The 20,357-nt window shown below is 55.2% G+C and carries 20 protein-coding genes and 1 riboswitch; of the genes, 7 read left to right on the top strand and 13 right to left on the bottom strand.

Annotated elements, in window-relative coordinates; genetic code table 11:
- Window positions 1-81 precede the first annotated feature (81 nt).
- Complete coding sequence (gene mntR, locus AB4X18_RS00625; protein WP_370398989.1) at window positions 82-543, top strand: manganese-binding transcriptional regulator MntR; 462 nt, start codon at window positions 82-84, stop codon at window positions 541-543.
- A gap of 40 nt (window positions 544-583) precedes the next feature.
- Here the strand turns inward: mntR and AB4X18_RS00620 are convergent, their stop codons facing one another.
- The 10 genes from AB4X18_RS00620 to AB4X18_RS00575 all read right to left on the bottom strand — a co-directional run bounded on the left by AB4X18_RS00620 (window position 584) and on the right by AB4X18_RS00575 (window position 8,492).
- A complete protein-coding gene (locus AB4X18_RS00620; RefSeq protein ID WP_058314133.1) occupies window positions 584-1,549 on the bottom strand; it encodes a cytochrome c oxidase assembly protein in 966 nt (321 codons plus the stop codon).
- A 190-nt stretch (window positions 1,550-1,739) separates the two neighbouring features.
- Window positions 1,740-3,332: an apolipoprotein N-acyltransferase gene (gene lnt / locus AB4X18_RS00615; RefSeq protein ID WP_432816588.1), complete on the bottom strand. Its 1,593-nt coding sequence runs from the start codon at window positions 3,330-3,332 to the stop codon at window positions 1,740-1,742.
- Window positions 3,329-3,799: a signal peptidase II gene (gene lspA, locus AB4X18_RS00610; RefSeq protein WP_370398987.1), complete on the bottom strand. Its 471-nt coding sequence runs from the start codon at window positions 3,797-3,799 to the stop codon at window positions 3,329-3,331. Before lspA ends, lnt begins: the two co-directional genes overlap by 4 nt.
- Before the next feature lie 76 nt (window positions 3,800-3,875).
- Window positions 3,876-4,325, bottom strand: a complete 450-nt coding sequence (locus AB4X18_RS00605) for a DUF411 domain-containing protein (RefSeq protein ID WP_370398986.1) — start codon at window positions 4,323-4,325, stop codon at window positions 3,876-3,878.
- Between the two features lie 3 nt (window positions 4,326-4,328).
- Window positions 4,329-5,702, bottom strand: a complete 1,374-nt coding sequence (locus AB4X18_RS00600; protein ID WP_370398985.1) for a M23 family metallopeptidase — start codon at window positions 5,700-5,702, stop codon at window positions 4,329-4,331.
- A complete protein-coding gene (locus AB4X18_RS00595; RefSeq protein WP_432816587.1) occupies window positions 5,699-6,325 on the bottom strand; it encodes an SCO family protein in 627 nt (208 codons plus the stop codon). The genes AB4X18_RS00600 and AB4X18_RS00595 overlap by 4 nt, the downstream gene beginning before the upstream one ends.
- Entirely contained in the window at window positions 6,325-6,768 is a 444-nt protein-coding gene (locus tag AB4X18_RS00590) for a copper chaperone PCu(A)C (RefSeq protein WP_370399020.1), read from the bottom strand. Before AB4X18_RS00590 ends, AB4X18_RS00595 begins: the two co-directional genes overlap by 1 nt.
- Before the next feature lie 49 nt (window positions 6,769-6,817).
- The gene (locus AB4X18_RS00585) at window positions 6,818-7,477 is read right to left on the bottom strand and encodes a DsbA family protein (RefSeq protein ID WP_058314126.1); all 660 of its coding nucleotides are present in this window, start codon (window positions 7,475-7,477) and stop codon (window positions 6,818-6,820) included.
- Complete coding sequence (locus tag AB4X18_RS00580; protein ID WP_058314125.1) at window positions 7,474-7,899, bottom strand: disulfide bond formation protein B; 426 nt, start codon at window positions 7,897-7,899, stop codon at window positions 7,474-7,476. The genes AB4X18_RS00585 and AB4X18_RS00580 overlap by 4 nt, the downstream gene beginning before the upstream one ends.
- Window positions 7,896-8,492, bottom strand: coding sequence for an SCO family protein (locus AB4X18_RS00575; protein ID WP_058314124.1), 597 nt, complete (start codon window positions 8,490-8,492; stop codon window positions 7,896-7,898). Before AB4X18_RS00575 ends, AB4X18_RS00580 begins: the two co-directional genes overlap by 4 nt.
- A 172-nt stretch (window positions 8,493-8,664) precedes the next feature.
- Here AB4X18_RS00575 and AB4X18_RS00570 point away from each other — a divergent pair, with 172 nt between their 5' ends.
- Window positions 8,665-9,093 (top strand): MerR family transcriptional regulator, encoded by a 429-nt coding sequence (locus AB4X18_RS00570; protein ID WP_058314123.1) that lies wholly within the window; start codon window positions 8,665-8,667, stop codon window positions 9,091-9,093.
- Between the two features lie 73 nt (window positions 9,094-9,166).
- Here AB4X18_RS00570 and AB4X18_RS00565 read toward each other — a convergent pair whose 3' ends face one another.
- Both AB4X18_RS00565 and AB4X18_RS00560 read right to left on the bottom strand, forming a co-directional pair.
- The gene (locus AB4X18_RS00565; RefSeq protein WP_058314122.1) at window positions 9,167-9,847 is read right to left on the bottom strand and encodes an energy-coupling factor ABC transporter permease; all 681 of its coding nucleotides are present in this window, start codon (window positions 9,845-9,847) and stop codon (window positions 9,167-9,169) included.
- Window positions 9,848-9,891: 44 nt separating this feature from the next.
- A riboswitch (cobalamin riboswitch) is annotated at window positions 9,892-10,102 on the bottom strand.
- Window positions 10,103-10,355: 253 nt separating this feature from the next.
- Window positions 10,356-11,831, bottom strand: a complete 1,476-nt coding sequence (locus AB4X18_RS00560) for an alkaline phosphatase (protein ID WP_058314121.1) — start codon at window positions 11,829-11,831, stop codon at window positions 10,356-10,358.
- 161 nt (window positions 11,832-11,992) lie between these two features.
- Between AB4X18_RS00560 and AB4X18_RS00555 the strand changes: the two genes are divergently transcribed.
- From AB4X18_RS00555 to AB4X18_RS00535, 5 genes are all read left to right on the top strand, one after another.
- On the top strand, window positions 11,993-12,763 hold the full coding sequence (locus AB4X18_RS00555; RefSeq protein ID WP_370398983.1) for a transglutaminase-like domain-containing protein: 771 nt from the start codon (window positions 11,993-11,995) through the stop codon (window positions 12,761-12,763).
- The gene (locus tag AB4X18_RS00550; protein ID WP_058314119.1) at window positions 12,753-13,673 is read left to right on the top strand and encodes a cation diffusion facilitator family transporter; all 921 of its coding nucleotides are present in this window, start codon (window positions 12,753-12,755) and stop codon (window positions 13,671-13,673) included. Before AB4X18_RS00555 ends, AB4X18_RS00550 begins: the two co-directional genes overlap by 11 nt.
- Window positions 13,670-14,221, top strand: a complete 552-nt coding sequence (locus AB4X18_RS00545) for a methyltransferase family protein (protein WP_370398982.1) — start codon at window positions 13,670-13,672, stop codon at window positions 14,219-14,221. The genes AB4X18_RS00550 and AB4X18_RS00545 overlap by 4 nt, the downstream gene beginning before the upstream one ends.
- Before the next feature lie 143 nt (window positions 14,222-14,364).
- Window positions 14,365-14,886, top strand: a complete 522-nt coding sequence (locus AB4X18_RS00540) for a L,D-transpeptidase (protein WP_370399028.1) — start codon at window positions 14,365-14,367, stop codon at window positions 14,884-14,886.
- Window positions 14,887-15,327: 441 nt separating this feature from the next.
- Window positions 15,328-17,790 carry a penicillin acylase family protein gene (locus AB4X18_RS00535; protein WP_432816586.1) on the top strand — a complete coding sequence of 821 codons (2,463 nt, stop codon included), beginning with the start codon at window positions 15,328-15,330 and terminating at the stop codon, window positions 17,788-17,790.
- 160 nt (window positions 17,791-17,950) lie between these two features.
- On the opposite strand, the gene AB4X18_RS00530 is transcribed toward AB4X18_RS00535, so the two are convergent.
- Window positions 17,951-20,296 (bottom strand): heavy metal translocating P-type ATPase, encoded by a 2,346-nt coding sequence (locus AB4X18_RS00530; RefSeq protein ID WP_370398981.1) that lies wholly within the window; start codon window positions 20,294-20,296, stop codon window positions 17,951-17,953.
- Between the last annotated feature and the right edge of the window lie 61 nt (window positions 20,297-20,357).

The raw sequence follows: 20,357 nt of genomic DNA, 5'->3' as shown, positions 1-20,357 counted from the left end.
CTCAAAAAGTTAGACGCGTCTAACTTATCTACCCAAAGCCAACTTGTTGTCAATCCATCAACCTTCAGGCAAAGTCCTGTCATGTCGCCCGGTGCATCACAGTCGCGTGAAGATTTCATGCCTGATTCCCGCGATCCCGAAGCCCAGGCCGACGGGTTCGCGCATGTGCGCAATGCGCATGAAAGCGAGATGGCGGAAGATTATGTGGAGCTGATCGCGGAGTTGATTGAAGCCCATGGGGAGGCGCGACCGGTCGACATTGCCGAACGGCTGGGGGTCAAAGCACCGACGGTGACCAAGAACATCTCGCGCCTGAAGCAAGCAGGGCTGGTGCGCCGTGAAAAATATCGCTCGGTTTTCCTGACCGAAAGAGGCCAGGCTCTCGCTGAGGCCTGCCGCCGGCGCCACAGGATCGTGGTCGCATTTCTGCAAAGCCTCGGGATTGACGAAGTAACGGCCGAGCGTGATGCCGAAGGCATCGAACACCACGTCAGCGAGGCGACGCTGTTGGCGTTTGAGAAACATATTAAGAGGCCCGGTTGATCCTTGGCCAAAGACAGGCTGTGCCATCAAATCGCGGTGTTCAGTAAAGTTGCAGCACGGTTATCGCCGTCGCCAGAACAATCGCGAACATCGAAAGGGACCCGATCGCAAGGGTTCGCCCCATCCTTCGATTGGGCCCGGCGGTCTTGAGTTTCAACTCATACGCTGTTTCAGGAAACTCCAGCACGGCCGAATTGGAATCACGCCGTTCATGCCGACGCTGCCATCGCACCTCTTCAAACTTGTTCCATCCATTCATGATGAGCAGAACCGTGACGATCATGAGCATGGAAGAGGGGACCCAGATGATATAGCCACCTGTGGTTTCGTCCGACAATCCGAAACGCGTGCCAGCCGAAAATGACATCGGTGCGCCGCTGTACAAAGAGACCTCTTTCAAAGTGATTAGTGCGCCAAGAAGTATGTTCGATACAATGACCACGAATGCAGTAATCAGTCTCGCGCCATAGGGCCAGCCGCCGACAACGCTACCGGGACCGAATACTGCTGAAAAGTATGATATTCCAGCTGCAACCATGCCGAAATGAGCGACGAATTCTAGTGTCTCACGGGCTTGGGCAGATGAATAGGCCCCGGGCAGCTGCCAAATATAGAGTGACGCGATGAGCAGAAACGTTGCTGGGACTGGACTTCGCACTGCACGCACCACCTGCGAGCACAGAACTCTGTTGATCTGACTCCGCCATCTTCTTGAAAGACCGGCGGCTAACCAACCGCCCGGCTGCGACAAGGCGATGAGCATCGGTCCTAGCAGCCTTGCCACCAAGTGTTCGGCTTGATGCACGAAGAAGTATTGATGACCAAGATCAGGGAGGGGACCAAAAAAAGCACCACCTGCTATGCCTAGACCCGCCAAAAAAAGACCGAGGCGCACATGCGACTTTGGCCTGACCGAACGACTGTAAATAGGATATCCGCGTATTGTAAGAACGACCAACACACTCAAACTTACGAGGGTTGCTAGAAGCGCTCCAAAATGGTCCATGTCCACAACGCCGCCCAACGACCAGACTATCCTAGAGCCCGGGCGATCATGATCGTGGCGAACAATCCGATCAAACAAAATAGGATTGCGCAGCTCGCCGCATGTTGAGCAATATCAAGTCGATTGCCTTTGCGTTTTTTTGCGAGGTATGCGCCCCAGAACGCCCCTAACAATGTCATGACGATTACAATCACGTCAGCCTCCTTTCCAAGTGGCTAAAAAACCGCATTGTGAGAGACGGGATCACGCGGAGGCCGACAAAAAGAAACCAACATGCCAAAACCAGTGGCAAAAGTGTCCAGTCACCGAAGCGCGCATAAAGTGTACGTGGCAGGGCAGGGGGCAGAAGTAGGTCTAGGACTCCCGTCTGTTCAAGGCCCAGACTGGCCAAGACGCGGCCTCTGGCATCAATGACTGCGGAAATGCCAGTGTTCGCGGCGCGAAGCACTGGTAAGCCTTCTTCGACGGCGCGCATCCGTGCGGCCGCCATATGCTGCTCCGGTCCGATCGATGTTCCGAACCATGCATCGTTTGTGGCATTGAATATCCAATCCGGTCGAATGGCATCGTCGACCACGTGACCCGGAAAAATGATCTCGTAGCAGATCGCAATGCCAACAAAAGGTATTCCAGGCAAGGCTAAGGTGCGTGGCCCTGGGCCCGGTGTAAAATCTCCAAGACTTTTGGTCAGACGCTCAAACGGTAACCACTCTCGAAAAGGAACATACTCGCCGAAAGGAACCAGTTTGTGTTTCGCATAGCCACCAAGGCTGCGCCCCTTGGTGTCATATGCCTGGACGGTATTGAAGTAGAGGGTGTTGGCGCCCGACGCGACCCGGTCTGGCACACCGGTCATGAGGATGCTTGATTGGGGGAGCGCGCGCATGATCCTCTGACGATCTGCTTCAACCTCGTCCAGAAACCCCGGATAGGCCGTTTCAGGCCACAAAACGATATCGGGAACGTCGCCCTGACTCGACAGGTCAATGTACCGTGATACGGTTTCTTCTCGCAGTTCCGGACGCCACTTGTCTTGCTGCGGCACGTTTCCCTGAACAATCCGAACAGTGATGTTCGTCGGCTCTTCTATGCCAAGCCAGAGACGGGTTTGCCCTGCACCCCAAAGGCTTGCGGCAAACCCAAGAGTCAGGACAATGCCCGTTGGACGAATATTGGTGCGGTTGGCAATCAGATGGGCTGGCAGTACAACCAAAAAAACAAAGAGAAAGCCGAGACCGTAGCTGCCAATCCACGCTGCCGGTTGCCGCAGCGGTTCATATTCGACGAGCGCATAACCTGACAAATTCCAGGGAAATCCAGTCAGGACATGTCCCCGCAACCATTCGGCGGCGGTCCAGCATGTTGCAAAGAGCAGAGGGCCGGCGAGACCTTCAGACAAGCGCGACCGCGCCAGAACAGCAAACACGAAAGAGGCCAGTGCGGGAAAGAACGCAAGCAGCGCGCTCAACCCAGCGACTGCAGGTATGGCAAGCAGACCAAAGCGATCCGCATCCACAAAAAAGCTTTCAGCGATCCAAAAGATCCCACCTGCGAAATACCCCAGACCAAAGGCCCAACCAGTGACCGCAGCGCGAAAAGGGCGAAGCCCTCGCAAAATAACAAACAAGGCTCCATAGGTCGCCGGAGCAAGTATCAAAAATGAGAAAGGAGGAAGGGTCAGGACGGTCAACGCACCAAGACAAACAATTGCTGCGGCATGAGCTAGCGGAAGCACAAGGGCGACCTTCCGGAATGCGGCCTTCTCTCCAACGGTTTCTGTCATTGCTCGGTTTGGGTTTTCTTCAACCCCGGCCAGGTCAGCAGCAGGGCGACGCCGCAAAAAATAGCGGTGTCTGCGAGGTTGAAGGCTGGCCAATGCAGGTCCCAAACATAAAAGTCGAGAAAATCGGTAACGGAGCCTACTCTGATCCGATCACTAACGTTCCCCAGGGCTCCGCCAATGATCAGGCCATAGGCCACCGCCTCGCCCTCTTCTTTCGTTCTGAGCATCAGGACAATGAGCCATAGGCATACAACCGTTGCCAGTAATACTAGCCCCCACCAGGGAGCACCGTTCAACAGTCCAAAAGTCACGCCATCATTGCGATGGTAGACTAGATTGAAACCAGGAAATACGGAAACACCGGAGCTCAGTATGGAAGCGTTTGCGACGACGGCCATTTTGCTCGCTTGATCCACGACAACGGCACTGAGTGTGCTCACCAGCCCAAGAGTTATCGTGTGTTTCATGCTCTGGCCTTCACGCTGCTCAGGGACCGAAAAGTGACGCGGGAATGGGCGTCTTTGAATTGAATAGTGCGAGCCCTCAATCGCCGGGATAGCTGGCAAACACTTCCGTCGATCCGTCTTTGTTAATGAGAAAAACGTCATAGGCTTCACGCCAGCGGCTTTGGTCCATTCCGGGGGAGCCGAGCGGCATGCCTGGCACAGCCAGACCAACAGCGTCCGGTCTTTCGCTAAGCAGTCTGCGAATATCATCCGCTGGCACATGACCTTCGATTACGTACCCGTCGATAAGACCTGTATGGCAGGACACCATGCGTTGGGGGACACCGCTGTCGAGTTTGAAACGAACAAGCAGCCCTGCAAACATGTCTTGTCCACTCGGCGCAAATCCGTTCTCCTCAAGATGATCCATCCAGGCGAGGCAGCACCCGCAGCCATTGGTCTTTTTGACGTCTATGGGTGTGGGTTCAGAAAATGCTTGACCGGCGAAGCCGAATGATAGTGCTGTTGCGAGTGTGAGCAGTCTCATGATCTACAGTCTTTCTGAAGTCGCCGCGGCAACTTTCTGGTCAAGCAAACCGGTGAATTGCGCGCGAACAGTCTCAAGACGGACCAGAACGCTGGTGTTGGTCTCGACTTGGCTTGCCGCCGCGGCAAGCCTTTCATCTGACATCGGGTCTGTCGGGCGACCGTCTACGCGCACTTCGTAGTGCAGGTTTGGACCCGTCGCTGTCCCGGTGGCGCCGACACTGCCAATATTGTCACCTGCGGCAACTCTGTCTCCAACGCCCAGTCCCTCCGGGACGTCGCTGAGATGTGCGTATCGGGTCATGGTGTTTGAACCATGTGCGATCTCGACGACGCGGCCATAACCGCGGCGTTGCCCGATGAACGAGATGCGGCCAGGTGCTGTCGCGTAGACAGGCGTCCCATGGCGAGCTGCAAAATCGACGCCGGTATGCATGCGCACGTCCCCAAATACAGGGTGCCTGCGATTGCCATAAACAGAGCTTAGCCGAGCGCCTTTCACAGGCTGCGCAAAGACCCTGAGCAGTTCTCCGTCAATGAAGATCGTGGCGTTGCCAGAGTTGTCGTCGGGCCAGACGACTTCATAAAGCGTCTCATCGATTGTCAGCGCGACAAAGGACAGGCTGGGTTGCCTAATCACTTCATCCTCGAGCATCGTTTCACGCCACATCAGTTGCAGTCGTTCGCCCCCTTGCAAATCGCGGCGGAAATCCACGGTGCCACCCAGCATCTCGGCCAAGTCCACAGCAAAGCGTGCCGGGACATCCGCTGACGCAAGGGTAGCAAAGATGGAATTCTGAACGGTGGTATCAGCGGCGCGAACAACCAAGTCTGGCTCGGGAACAATCCTGCGTGTCGCAATCTCATCTGTAAACGTGGCTTCAATCCGAACGCCTTCGTCCACCGAAAGCGCGACCCGGCGTGGGGTACCCGACAATGACGTTTCGACATCAATGCCGTATCCGGGTTTCAGTTTTCGCAGATCGTATTCTGCAGCCAAGGCAAGCGCGACCTCAGCGCGGTCGATTGCAGAAAGACCTGCCTTGGAGAGCAGTGCATCTAGGGTTTCGCCGACGGACAATGTCGCTGACCAGATTTCAACCGGGGGCCTCACTTCAAGCAAAGCGACAGTGGCAAATTGCAGAGTAGGGGGTTCTGCCCTCCATGCGACTGTCACAGGTTCAAAAGTCTCGTTCGAGTAGATTGAAAGCAGTTGATCCTGCGGTGCGGGCATCCGCATTGGTGACGGTTGCCAATCAGACACGGCTGCCAGCGCCTCCGGAACGGGGGCCTTTCTCCAGTCGGTCTGGAATTCCAGCACCAGTGCAATGGCGAGGCTTGTTCCGGCGATGCTTGCTACGAGGTATCTCAGCTTCATGATGTTTCTTCTTCGGTTCTTGCGAGGACGCGGCGGATCTTCGGCACCGCAAATTCTCTTGGTTCATGATAATCGATTGTGCCGGCAAACTGTCCCTCAGCATCGAACATGAAGACGCTCGCCGTATGGTTCATGGTATAGTCATCACCACCGGTGGCGACCTTTTCATAACTCGCGCGAAATCCCTCTGCGGCCCGCATTGTTTGATCCTGTGAACCCCTCCAACCCTGGATGGCTGGATGGAAGTAGCTGACATATTCCGCCATATCCGCAACAGTGTCGCGTTTTGGATCGACCGTGATGAACACGACGTTCATGTCCGCAACATCATCTCCAAGGTCGTCGAGCCAGCCAGAGATATCCGACAATGTGGTGGGGCACACATCGGGGCAGTATGTGAAGCCAAAAAACACCATGGATGGATTGCCCAGAAGCGACGCAGGTCCGACAGTTTCACCGCCTTGATCGGTCATCTGAAAGTCCATCTGGGTGAGCGGCAAGGGTCGCTGAGCTACAGGTTCAGGCGCGCCGGGACCATCCACCTGCCACCAGCCGATGAACAGCGCCAGCGCAGCCACTCCGGCAATTGCGGCACCATAAGCAAGGAGAGTTCTTCGGCTCATCAGCCCTCCGGCCCACGTGCCGCAATGCCAAGAATGGGCACATCAACGGTCAGCGTCCCGCCATCGGCAAAGGTCAATGTCAGCGGAAAGGTCTCGCCTTCCACCATCTTGGTTTGCAACCGCATCAGCATGGCATGCATGCCACCTGGTTCCAGCGAAACACTTTCGCCCGCTGGGATGGTGATTTCACCGACTGGGCCCATGGAACTCACACCATTGGCGTCCGTCTTGGTCTCATGAATGTCAGGCATCATGGCGAGCGGCGTTTCCAGCCCCACCAATGTCACTGGATCGGTGCCGGTATTGCGCAGTGTCATGTAGGCCGCACTTGGACGGTTGATGCCGATGGACGCGCGGGCCCATGCGTCGTCAACGACAATATCCTCAGAGCCAGCAGAAGAGGTGGTCGGTAATCCGACAATCGCACTGAATGCAAGTGCGATGGCTGCAACGGTTGAGTTCACAGGTTTGCTCCTAAAGTCAGTCTTTTGATCACGACCCGGCCGCCGCGACTTCGGCCGCAACCAAGGCGCGCAGCTCGTCGGCTCCGAACGGGTCAAGCGGTTTGCCATTCACATAGAACGTTGGTGTCTGACGCACGCCCATTGTCTCCACATCCGCACGATCCTGATTAAGGATTGCGAGCGTCTGGGGCGCTTTCATCTGGTTTTGTGCGGCTTCTACGTCCAGACCGGCCTGCTCTGCAATGCCAAGGATCAATCCCGGCGCTGGTTCACCGTGGGATGCCCATCGTGGCTGAAATTCGAGGATCGCTTCTTTGACCGGAATATATACGTTCTGCATGCGCGCCGCTTCCATCACCCGGATCGCCTCTTCCGATGCAGCGCCATGAAATGGGGTGTATCGCAATACGACGCGGACCTGATCGCCGTGTTCCGCCATGATGTCCTTTATGATCGGATAGAAAGCACGGCAAGCTTCGCAAGCGGGATCGAAGAACTCCACAATTGTAACCGGCGCGTCTTCTGGTCCCATGATGGGTGAGTAGGGACGCATGAGTGCTTCGGCGATTTCGGGTTGGACCGGATCAACCTGAGCGACCGGGGCAGGGCGGGACTGATACCAAACGGCGGCGGCAAAGACTGCAAGGCCGACAAGTAAGACCGACAGAACGATGGATTTGTTTTTCATGGACGGGGCTCCTTCAGGGAGAAAAATGACAAGAAGCCGATAAACGCAAAGGCAATCAGCGCCAAGAGCGGGATAGGGATTCCAAGAAACAGCTGATTGTCGCCGGTGCAGGATGGGCCAGTCGCCGTGCAGGGTTGGATCGGCTCGGGCAAAACTCCAGTATAGAGACCAAGATGCCAAAGCGCGATGGCAGCGCCACCGAGGGCGAGCGCAACGCCGTAGCGACCGACCCGTTGATCCTCCCACCAGAGACCGAGGCCCAACACGACGGCCAGAGGGAACATAAACGCACGCTGAAACCAGCACAGACTGCACGGAGCCTGCCCCAGAACCTCACCGATATAGAGCACGGCCAAGGAACTTCCCAAAGCGACGATCCACGCGGCGGCCAAAGCCGTCTCTTTTGCCATCAACCGGCTCATAGCGACATCCGCGCCTTCAGATCGGCAAGGATCTCCTCTGCCGGCGTGCCATATGTCCAGGCCCCCACATATCCGCCTTGCGGATCAAAGAGGAACAGCTGAGACGAATGCCCCATCGTGTATCCGTCGGGCGAAGCCGCCTCCTCGATCTTCTCAAAGTACACGCGGAAGGTTTCCGATGTTCGCTTGATCTGATCTGCCGTGCCGGTGAGACCGATGATATTGGCATCAAATGCCGGTACAAATTCCGCGAGTTGTTCAGGCGTGTCGCGTTCGGGGTCAATCGAGATAAAGAGCGGCTGGACTTTGGCGGCATCGGAGCCGAGCGCATCCATGACAGCGGCAACCTCGGCCAGGGTCGTGGGGCACACATCGGGGCAATTCGCAAAGCCGAAGAACACGAGCATCCAGCGCCCGGCGAGGTCTTCGTCCGTCTGCACCATGCCTTGATGATCGGTCAGTTCGAAATCAGCCCGGAACGCAGGATCATCAGCGCGCTGTTCATTTCTGGTCGAGACTTGCAGCCAGACGAACCCCGCGATCGCGATCGCGGCGAGTCCCCAAAGCACTTTTTGTAACGCAGATAATCTCATTGGTCGTGTTGCGCCCGAGTCCGCCCATTTTTAGAGCTTTCTAAATGTTCTAGCCCCTAGAGGTTCAAGTTGTTTTTCGGCATTGCGGCAGCCTGTCACGGACCTGTGATTACAGTGCTGGCTTGCGCATGCCAATAGCTATAGCTACCACCACTATAGATATGGAGGTTTCATGCTCACGATCGGAAGTTTGGGAAAGAAAACCGGAACGAAAGTTCAGACCATCCGGTACTATGAACAGATCGGGTTGATGCCCGAACCGGGTCGCACTGAAGGCGGGCAGCGGCGCTACGGGGATGCGGAAGTTGACCGCTTGTCCTTTATCCGGCACGCACGCCAGTTGGGGTTTCCCCTTGAAGCGATCCGCGAGCTTCTCGATCTCAGCGACAATCCCGACCGCTCCTGCCATGAGGCGGATTCCATCGCCCGGCGACAACTCAAACAAGTAGAACTAAGGATGGATCGGCTGAAAGCGCTTCGCACCGAGCTGAAGCGCATGATCCACGAATGCAGCGGAGGCAATACGGCGGACTGCAAGGTTCTCGAGGTCTTGCGCGATCACTCAGAGTGTCTGACCGACCACGATGCAATCGGCGCATAGTCGCGCCAATTGCTCGCATTCCAAAACGGTGTGTAAAACCACAATGGTCAGTCGTACTTGGTTACTAATTACCTTAGGCAGGTTGATAGAGCCGGGCGTGCGGAAGGCCTGTGTTCTCGAACCTCCGGAATGTCTTTGCCAAAGCCAGAGCACCAAGGTCAATGATAGGTTCAAGCAATACAACGATGATGTAGACTGAGGCGAATGCACCTGCATTTGCTAAGGTCTCTGCTGTAAATCCTTGCCCGTAGAATACCCAGAATGCCACCCATGCGACAATTCCACCTTGGAACACCGCAGATAGCTTCGCGGCTTGGCCATAGGTTACTTCAGTGTAAGGGGTGTCGGCCGGTATAATTCGTTGAGCCAATGCCGCCATCGCCAAAACTGGTAGAATGAGCGTAGTCAAGTTCATTCCCAACTGCGGAATGTCGGAAGGTGAAAACAGGAAGCTTTGCGCGACAAGACCAAAGATCAGACCAATAGCTGTTGGAACTGTGCCGAGGATCAGGAAAAGTGTGGTTCCAAGTATCAAATGTACTTCTGACACTCCAACAGGTGGATGCGGCAGAAATTCAAAGAATCCGAGCACCATCGCGCTTGCCGCAGCGGAGCGTCCGACCAAAGCTAAGATGTTACCGTTCTGCTTCACGTGATCAACAGCGAGCTTGGCGACAATTCCAACTGAGGCAACGCCAGTCGCGGTTCCCAGTACGAGTTTTGCGCCGTCCACGACGCCAGGTTCAATATGCATTAGTTCGTCCTTTCTGCACCCATCGTGCAAGATGCCTCCCTAGAGGCGTCACAGTGTACCTGGCAGGTTTCCTGACTCGCGCTTCATCGCGGCAATTTCCACCTTCCCGGATCTCTCCAGTGGTATTCGGAATGCAGCTAACGCTCACAGTTGCGTGGGCAGTCTCGGATCAGGACAGGACTTGATGTCCCTACCGCGTTCCCATTTACCCCGCCGCCGCAAATCGGCTTTGGGACCAAGTCCGAGCACCTGATATCCTCGGCCTGCATGAGTCAAGATGGTTTGTAGAATGCAGTTGGTGCGTAGTCGCTGTGGTGACCACATTTAGCCCTAGTATGATGCGAGATAACACAAAACTACTCCATCAAACAGCTAGTTACATCAACTCATCTTTTCAACTTTCCGAGAAAAACTAAGCCCAGGACGGATCTCCCTGGTCTTCATCCGAAAAAGCAAAACATCCCCAAGAGCGGAACTCTTGGGGATGTCGTGATCAGACCAAATCAGATTATTCGGCCGTCGCGGCATAGTTCATGATGTGAAAAATCATGTTCTGTTCAATTGTGCCATCGACAAGGTGTGCCCACGGGCCTTTGGCATAGGCGGCGACATCCTCACCCGAATGGGTTTCGGAGGACTTGGGAACCACCGCCTGCTGCAAATAGTCCAGGTCTGTCGCGGCCTCTTCGGTGAGCGCCGGACGCGTACCAAAGAAAGAACCATCCGCTTGTTCGGTCAGAACCGATCCCGCACCGTTCAGGTAGCCGGCGACGGTGAACGGCTTATTGTCGGCTCCCAATTCGGGCTCTCCGGTATGCGCCACGCCTTCGCCGTCGATGCCCATGCACAGGCCAAGGATGTCCGACCCACGCCCGCAATAACCATTGAAGGCAAGCGCATGTTCATGATCAGCCGTCACGATGATCAGGGTGTCGGCATCGTCCGTCAGTTCATCAGCGATCGCGACGGCGTCGGAGAACGCCTTTTGGTCACGTACCGCGCGTGCAAGGTTGCCGCCGTGGTTGGCATGGTCCACGCGACCCGCTTCGACCTGAAGAAAGAAGCCATTGTCCCCCGATTTTGCCTGAAGCGCCTGGATGGCCGCACCGGTCATGTCGGCCAGGCTGGGTTCGTCTTCGCGGTCAGCTTCGTACATCATGTGGCTGCTTTCAAACAACCCGAGGATCGGGGTCCCATCCAAAGGGGTGTTTTCGAAAGACGCCTGATCGGTCGCCAAATGAGCGCCTAGTTCGCTTTGGGCTACGTCCATCAGATTGACCCCGTCTTCGCGGCGCCCGCCTTCGTCACCATGAAAGTTGCGCATGCCGCCGCCCATGGCGACGTCGATCATCCCGGAACGCATGGCCTCGATCAGCTGCGTCGCAATGTCAGTCTGGGTGTCGCAACCTTCAGGCACTGACGCCTCGAAATTGCGGTCCACTGTCTTTGCGTAGGCCGAGGCCGGTGTCGCATGTGTGATGCGCGCTGTGGAGACAATGCCGGTTTCTTTTCCCATCTCACTCATAAGTTCGTTCATGGAGGAAACGGTATTGCCCGGCAGCGTCGAACAGTCGCCGCGGTTCACGTTTTCATTCACACCGATGATGCCTGCCTTGGTTTTGATCCCGGCCATCATGGCCGTGCCCGTGCCAGCGCTGTCCGGTGTCTGGGCGTTGACGTTGTAGGTCTTGACCAGAGCGAGGTTTGGAAAGGCCTCCTGGGGTTGAACATACTCATCACCAAAGCCGCCCTCTTGCTGGCCTGCAAACAGACGCGATGCGTAGTTTGTACCAACGCCGTTGCCGTCAGAGATCATCAAAATGATGTTGAGAGCCCTGTTAGTATTGGGCTGCTTTGCCAGTTCTTCGGCCAGACGCTCCTGTCCGGATACGAACCATTCGTTTTCGGCCTGAGGCAGGTCTTGTGCTGTCGCCATGCCTGATACCGCGATAGCAAGGGCAGATACCGCTGTTAATGTCTTCATTCTTTCGCTCCAGTAACGAGGGTTGGGTCTGGGTCGAAAATGCTACTTTTTCGCATCAGATTTGTGACAGCGTGTTGGAATCGTCGCGAGAATATTTAAGCTTGAACCTACAGTCACTATAGCAATTACATGTTGCGTCAGACGATTCGAGGAGATGACAGTTGACCGCCAGTGACCCGCTTGTTGCAGCCACCCCAATCCTTAATTTCGACCATCCGTCGATTGCACGACTGGTTGAAGACAAAGGATGGAAAACTCTTTCGCCATATGACCGGATCGGCGCCGTTTATGATTTCGTGCGCAATGAAATTGCCTTCGGGTACAACCGCGCAGACAACATCTCGGCCGCCGAAGTCCTCGCTGACGGTTTTGGTCAATGCAACACCAAGGGCACGCTTCTTATGGCCCTGTTGCGTGCAGTCGGTGTACGGTGCCGCCTTCACGGCTTCACGATTCATAAAGAGCTGCAACGGGGCGTCGTACCTGAACTCGTTTATCCGATCGCCCCGGAAGAGATCATTCACTCATGGGTTGAGGTGGAGACCAAGACGGGTTGGGCAAACCTCGAAGGGTTCATTTTGGATGCAGAGTTTCTCTCGGCACTCCAATCCACATTTTCCGATACACTCAGCCTCTGCGGTTATGGGGCAGGGACCGGTTGCCTGCAGGCGCCGCCAGTGGAGTGGACAGGTGGCGACACCTACATCCAGAAGACTGGTATTGTTCAGGACTTCGGCACCTTCGACGCGCCTGACGACTTTTACGCGAACCATGGGCAATCGTTCAGCTTCGTAAAGGGCTTGTTGTACCGCCACATCATCCGCCATTGGATGAATGCCCGCGTGCGCCGGATCAGGTCCGGTAAAGTGCCGCAAATCCCCGGCTTGGCTTTGCCCAATCATCAGCACGAGGAATCCCGGCATGCCTCATGATCACGGCCACGCGCATATAGATCCTGCGTCAGGCGACCGCCGTGTCTCCATCGCGATCTGGGCCAACGCTCTTCTGACGCTTGCGCAGATTGTCGGTGGGATCTTGTCCGGCAGTCTCGCGCTCATTGCCGATGCGCTGCACAATTTCTCGGACATGGCATCCTTGGTGATCGCCTTCGCGGCACGAAAGATCGCGAGACGCCCGGCCGACGAGCGCATGACCTTCGGCTATGGCCGGATCGAAGTTGTGGCCGCCTTGATCAACTACACCACCCTCATCCTCGTCGGCGTCTATCTGATCTACGAGGGCGGGATGCGGCTCATCGAACCGACCGAAGTCGCCGGTTGGACCGTGGTGATCCTGGGCTCGGTGGCGCTGGTTGTCGACACACTGACAGCGCTGCTGACGTATTCGATGCAAAAGGGCAGCGTCAACATCCGGGCGCTCTTCCTGCACAACCTGTCGGACGCGTTGGCTTCTGTTGCCGTGATCATCGGCGGCTCGCTCATCTTGCTCTATGATATGTGGTGGGTCGATCCGGCGATCACCATCGGCATTGCGCTCTACATTCTTTATCTCGCCGTGACTGAAATCGGGGGGCCTATCCGCATCCTGATGCTCGGAAGCCCGCCCGACATCGACAATGATGCCGTTGTTGCTGCAATCAGGGAGGTCGACGGGGTCCATGATGTCCACCACGTTCATCTGTGGCAGATGCAAGAAAACGAAACGGCATTGGACTGCCATGTCGTGACCATTGATGGCGCATCCGGCGAAGGGCTCAAGGCTGCCGTGAAAGCGCGCCTCACCGAAGAGTTCGGCATCCAGCACTCCACGCTCGAATTGGAAGACTTGGAGAATGCTCATGAGAGCGCACGACTCTATGGGCACGAGCAGACAAAAGCATGATGGAAACTACGCTTATTCTTTCTGGTCTGGGAATCGCTGCAGCAACACTGGCTTCGATCCTTTGGTCAATTGTTTTCCCAAAGCGTCGTATCTGGCCGCCCCAACGCTACACGGCGATCACGCCAATTTTGGTCTGGGTGCCAACGTTTTCGTTGTTTGGCGTACTTATTTTGCTTGGCGTCTTGGGGTGGGGCATTTTGGTGCTTCCCAACTGGCTCCGGTTCGGGGTCGGGATACCTCTCATTCTGTTTGGCAATTTTGTCGTCTGGACTGAAGTCGCTCATTTCGGGTTAGCGCAAACTGGCGGAGCTAAAGGCAAGTTGAGGACTACCGGCATGTATCGCTACTCTCGAAACCCTCAGTACATGGCCGATATGGCAATTGTCGGTGGGTGGATGATCCTTACATCTTCACCCTCGGCGCTCACTGTAGGAACAGCCGCCATCCTTGTTCTGATAGCCGCGCCATTCGCAGAAGAGTCGTGGCTAAAGGAAATGTACGGTTCTGAATTTGAAGAGTATCGGGCTTCAACCCGTCGCTTTCTCTAAATCGCTTCACAAAAATGTCATTCCCGGATCGCTTGACCCTCTAGCTACTAGAGGTCTTACGATTCAAAAAAAAATGGAGGAAAGCTGTGAGCAGAATAATTAAAAACCGCAGGCAGTTTCTGTCAACAACCGCCGCCGCCGTCATCGGACTTCCGGCCTTGGTAAAGGCCCAGTCTGTGGAGCAACCGACCGGAACGGCGGTACGCAGGAATATCTCGTCCTTCAGCGCTCAGCCATGGCAAGACCACTTTGACAATCTCGAGCATGGGGCGATCCTCTGCGACATCAATTCAAGAGCCGTTCAGTTCTGGTCTGAGGACGAAAGTATTTACAAGCTCTACCCGTCGAGCGTGCCTCAATCAGAAGAGCTGACCCGGCGGGGATACACAAGGGTCGTTCAAAAAGTGGAAGGTCCGAGTTGGAGACCGACACCTTCGATGAAGGAGCGTAATCCTGAATGGCCTGACTACTGGCCACCGGGCCCGGACAACCCTCTCGGCACACACGCGCTCTATCTTTCCTGGCAATATTACCGTGTCCACGGGACCGGCGACACACGCAAGATCGGGCGTCAGTCTTCCAATGGGTGCATTGGGCTGTACAACGAGCATATCGCAGAGTTGTTCGATCTGGCGGAAGTCGGCACCCAAGTCAGACTTTTTTAGTTCACTGATTGTCCCGTGATAGCAGCGGGCGACTTGGCCGCCAATCTCAAGTGTATTCCAAAGATCGTATGCACTGCGAAACAGCCAAGGGTTCATGATAGAAACTGCCGTGGATCGACGTTGCTCTACCTCTTTCTTGGAGGCAGAAGTCGATGCAAGGTGACAGCTACGGGACGACAACCATATTCACTATTGGCATCACATGGGCGGCTTTTGTATTCGCCGTAATTTTGGCTCTGTTTTGCGTCGTTTGGATCTGCAAGCGATGGAACGACCGAAACCGAAGGTAATCGCCATTTTGAATTCGCCAGCCGACGCCCGATCTTCAAGACGGAGCTGTGACCTCGCGTATAAAAAGGACTGGAGGTCGACCTGTTTCCGTACACGCTTTACTGAAACGAAGAATGTTCTGCGAAGCTACCGTCAGCGGACATGGTACGGATGAGACGTCTATTCCGACTTTTGCTTAGAGGGTTCATCGCCGCAGCAATCATAACAATAGTTGCGATCGTGTTGGCGATTTGGCTGATGACTCGATCAATTCCAGACTACACGGCAAGTTTCAATGTTGAGGGTCTATCGGCACCGGTCGATATCGTGAGAGACGCTTACGCAGTTCCACACATTTTTGGAACGAACGACCCCGATGTCTTTTTTGGGCTTGGAGTCGCTCACGCGCAAGACAGGCTGTGGCAAATGACCCTTCTGAGAAGAATTGCCCAAGGACGCTTATCTGAACTCTTCGGGCGAAGCACTTTGGCCTATGACGATTTCATGCGCAGACTTGATCTGGCCGAGGCCGCTCGTTCTTCGCTTTCCGCCCAGGACGACAAAACGCGTGAAGCTCTCAACGCCTATGCGGAAGGGGTGAATGCGTGGATTGAGGAAATCAACAAAGGTGCGTTGGGGCGAGGTGCACCAGAATTCTTTCTGTTTGAAAGCTCCATCGCGCCATGGAGACCAGAGGACAGCATCGCAATTCTCAAGCTTTTTGCGTTACAGAGCTCGGGTCAATTCCAAGAAGAGGTTTTGAGGGCTCGCCTCTCTATGCTCATTCCCCCCGCACGCGTTTCTGATCTTCTCCCGGCGTCATTTGCCAATGATGATCGCAACATACCAAGGTACTTTGACCAGTTTCCGAATGCTCGTCTCGGCGCCATTCGATTTGAACCCGCTGAACTGAGCAGATTGTCGCCTCTTAGAAGTCCCAATCTCAATTCGTCGATGCTTGCCTGGGCTGCCACCCGCAACCGAACCGTTTCAGGCAACGCGGTAGTTGCCGGTATTTTCGACACTCAGCTGGCCATACCTTCGCTCTGGTACCTCGCTGGGTTGGAGCTTCAAGTCGGTGGCGTCATCGGTGCGACAATACCTGGGTTGCCGGTCATACTGTCAGGTCGTAACAGCAGTCTGGCATGGTCTGGAACCACATCAAACATCGACGACCAGGATCTTTTTATTGAGAAGCTACTCGACACAGGCTCTCGTGAGGTACTGACACCGGCGGGACCCCGGCCAATCGTTTCGCGCCCCTCCGTTATACGCATTCGGGGCGAAGCGCCCGTGACTATTCGCTTGGAGCGAAGCGAAAACGGTCCGATCATTCAATCTGACTTGTTCGGTTTATCGTCGGTCATTCCAGAAGGGCACATTGCCTCTCTTGCATGGACCGGCCTGTCCGCAAACGACACTTCAGTAAGTGCGCTCATGGGATTGATGACTGCGAAAACCATCGATCAGGGGTTTTTGGCAATGAGATCCTTCATCGCACCCGCTATGACGATGATCATTGCAGACGAGGAAAATCTCGCAAATCAGTTTGTAGGCGAACTGCCAAGTCGAGATCCTCGAAATGTTTTTGGCGGGTTCATGCCTGCTCCTGGATGGTTATGGGAGAGCCAATGGCGCGCGCGAGGCGTTGCGAAGCCAAGCAATGCGGACGATCCAGGAATGCAAAGGCAAAATGATAGCAACATTGGCCAACAAGTACTCTCGCCCAACATTGTTAGGGCTGACGCAAAGGATTTTAGGTTAAGCCGCCTCGAGAGGCTCCTCGAGGCGCGCGACGTCCACACCCGGGACGGTTTCATTGAGTATCAGCAAGACACTATCAGTCCGGCCGCAAGGGGCCTATTGCCACTCATCGCCAAGAACTTGTGGTTTTCAGAACCTCCCGCGCCCCAAGGAACTCTTGCCCGGCAGCGTGCAGAAGCTCTACAAATGCTGGCAGATTGGAACGGCGACATGAACGAGCACATGTCGGAACCCCTGATCTATACCGCTTGGATGCGCGCCCTCCAGCAACGGTTGATAAACGACGAATTGAGCAAAATGGCTGAGGGATTTCCTGTCATTCAGACACGCTTTCTCGAACGCGTATTTCGCGACGTAGGTGGCGCTGCAATATGGTGTGATGTTGTTCAATCCGAGGAAATCGAGACCTGTGATCAGATGGCTAGTCTGGCGTTAGACGATGCATTGCTATGGCTCGAAGAAACATATGGGAGTGGCGACTTAAGTGCTTTGAGGTGGGGAGTTGCCCATCAAACCGCACTTGATCATCCTATCCTGAGTTGGTCTCGAGGTTTCAGTTTCATGTCAAACATTCGACTTCCGTTCTCAGGCGGCGACACCACTCTTTTCCTTGGGTTTTCTGCGGGTGCATCCGAGGACCCGTTCCAGGCTGATTTTGGATCGACTTTCCGTGGGGTCTATGATCTTTCTGACCCAAACAGTTCAGTATACATAGCATCAACCGGACAGTCGGGCCATTTTCTCAGCCGCTTTTACGATGATCTTGGTCGATTGTGGCGGCGTGGAGAGTATGTCCCTATGTATCTTGAGCGACAGCTCGTGAATGCCGGGTCAGTGGGAACGACAAGTCTGCTGCCACAGCGCAACTGAATGAGATGAGTGCAATCCGGCTTTCCTGGACCGCAGATACTTGGAGCTCTTGTGCCGCACAATGGCAATCTGGCCCATGAAGGCGCGAATGGACCTGTACTTCTTGAGTTACGGCTTGGTGGAGAGCTCAAGAATCTGATGACAATTTCGCATACAGGGGTCAAAGTCCGGCACGCCGCAATCGAAGCGCATTCGCAATGACCGATACTGACGACAGGCTCATGGCTGCGGCAGCAATCATTGGCGAGAGAAGCAACCCGAAAATGGGATAAAGAATGCCAGCCGCGACAGGAACACCTGCAGTGTTATAGGCAAACGCAAAAAATAGGTTCTGTTTGATATTTCGAACCGTTGCTTTTGCGAGCCTGCCGGCTCTGACAATGCCTACCAGATCGCCTCCCAATAGTGTGATGCCAGCGCTTTCGACGGCAACGTCGGCACCGGTACCCATCGCAATCCCGACATCGGCAGCCGCTAGGGCAGGCGCATCGTTTACGCCATCTCCGGCCATGGCAATCTGGGCGCCTTCATGCCTCAAGTTTTCCACCAGGGCTTTCTTGTCTTCCGGCAAAACCCCTGCATGAACTTCATCTATTCCAAGCTTCAAAGCGACGGCTTCCGCTGTCTTTTGATTGTCACCAGTCGCCATGATGACCCTGAGCCCGAGGCGATGAAGATCGTCAATGGCACCGGCCGTGGTTTCTTTGATCGGGTCAGCGACTGCAACGATCCCGGCGAAACTACCATCAACTGCTATGAACATGGCAGTCTTTCCAGACGCCCTCAAGTCATTTGCAGCATGTTCAGCAACCGAATGGTCCACATTGATTTCGTCCATCAGTGCTGGATTTCCGAGAGCGACATCATGGCCGTCAACTTGACCTCTGACACCTTTGCCAGTGATAGCCTCGAAGTTTTTTGCTTCAAAAAGCGACAGGCCTTGCTCTCGTGCACCCTCCACGATCGCCTCCGCAAGGGGGTGCTCTGAGCCTCGTTCTAAGGCTGCAACAAGGGTAAGAACATAATTTTCAGAGTGCCCACCCATGACCACCACATCTGTGAGCTTCGGACGCCCTTGAGTGAGGGTGCCGGTCTTATCAACAATGACCGTATCGACGCGCGCCATCCGCTCCAGTGCCTCTGCATCCTTGATCAAGACACCTGCTTGTGCCCCGCGGCCCGCAGCTGTGGTGATCGAGATCGGTGTTGCGAGACCCAATGCGCAAGGGCAGGCGATAATAAGTACAGAGACCGCAGCTGTTATCGCAAATGCAAGTGCTGGATCTGGCCCGAACATGAGCCAAACGATGAATGATGTGACCGCAATGAGAACGACCGTTGGCACGAATACTGACGACACACGATCTGCTAGTCCCTGAATTGGCGCGCGCGACCGTTTCGCTCCAGCGACCATATCCACGATCTGAGAAAGGACTGTGTCCGCCCCGACTTGTGTGGCCCTCACCATCAATGTGCCGTTTTTGTTGATTGTCCCGCCCGTGACCCGGTCCCCTTGTGTTTTTTCAACGGGAAGCGGCTCTCCAGTAATCATGCTTTCGTCGATTGATGAACGTCCCTCAAGCACGTCAGCGTCCACTGGGATGCTGTCACCGGGTCGCACGCGTAACGTATCGCCAGCAATGATATGCTCCAGCGGTGCGTCGTATTCGGTCCCGTCCGGCATGATACGGCGGGCTGTTTTCGGTGCGAGATCAAGCAAGGCGCGGATTGCATCACCCGTTCGTTCCCGTGCACGCAATTCAAGCACCTGACCGACAAAGATCAATGTGACGATCACAACTGCGGCTTCGTAATAAGTCCCGACGCCTTCGCCGGTTTGGTACGCAGCAGGAAAAATTCCAGGCAAGAAGGTCGCGGCAAGCGAATAGGTGTAGGCGGCTCCGACCCCGAGCGCGATCAGCGTCCACATGTTTGGGGATAGAGTCCTTATGGAATCCCACCCCCTTTTGAAGAACGGGAGCGCGGCCCAGAGAATGATCGGCGTTGCGAGGAGGAATTCGATGTAGACTGCAGTCTGATGACCGATCCACGCGCGCACGGGCAGACCGACCAGTTCGCCCATAGTCAAGATGACCAGCGGAACTGCGGCTGCCGCGCTGATCCACATGCGCTTCGTGAAATCGGAGAGTTCTTCGGACGGCTCATCCGAAGGGAGCATTGGCTCAAGCGCCATACCACAAATCGGGCACGCGCCGGGCTCGTCCCTGAGGATTTCGGGATGCATCGGGCACGTCCATTGAGTACTTACCTCGCTATGCGTTTGCGCCTTTTGCGCATGTCCCGAGGCGTAGTAATATGGGTCGCTGCGAAACTTCGTTTCACAGTTCTCTGAACAAAAATGGAAGGTCTCCGCTCCAAATTCAGTATTCCGGGGATTTTCGTTGACCTCAACGGTCATGCCACACACCGGATCGATCACTGTCGTGGCGTTCGAAGCGGTCGCGGCCTGCATGGTGTTGTGGTGTTGATCTTGATCCGTGCTCATCGTCTCAATCCTTGATATTCAAGACGATCAGACAACTAGCTCCTCCAGTAGCTGGAAGGTC

Origin of the sequence: Sulfitobacter rhodophyticola (genome assembly GCF_041281685.2) — a bacterium.
Taxonomy (GTDB): domain Bacteria; phylum Pseudomonadota; class Alphaproteobacteria; order Rhodobacterales; family Rhodobacteraceae; genus Sulfitobacter.
This window is presented reverse-complemented; position numbering and strand designations above follow the sequence as displayed.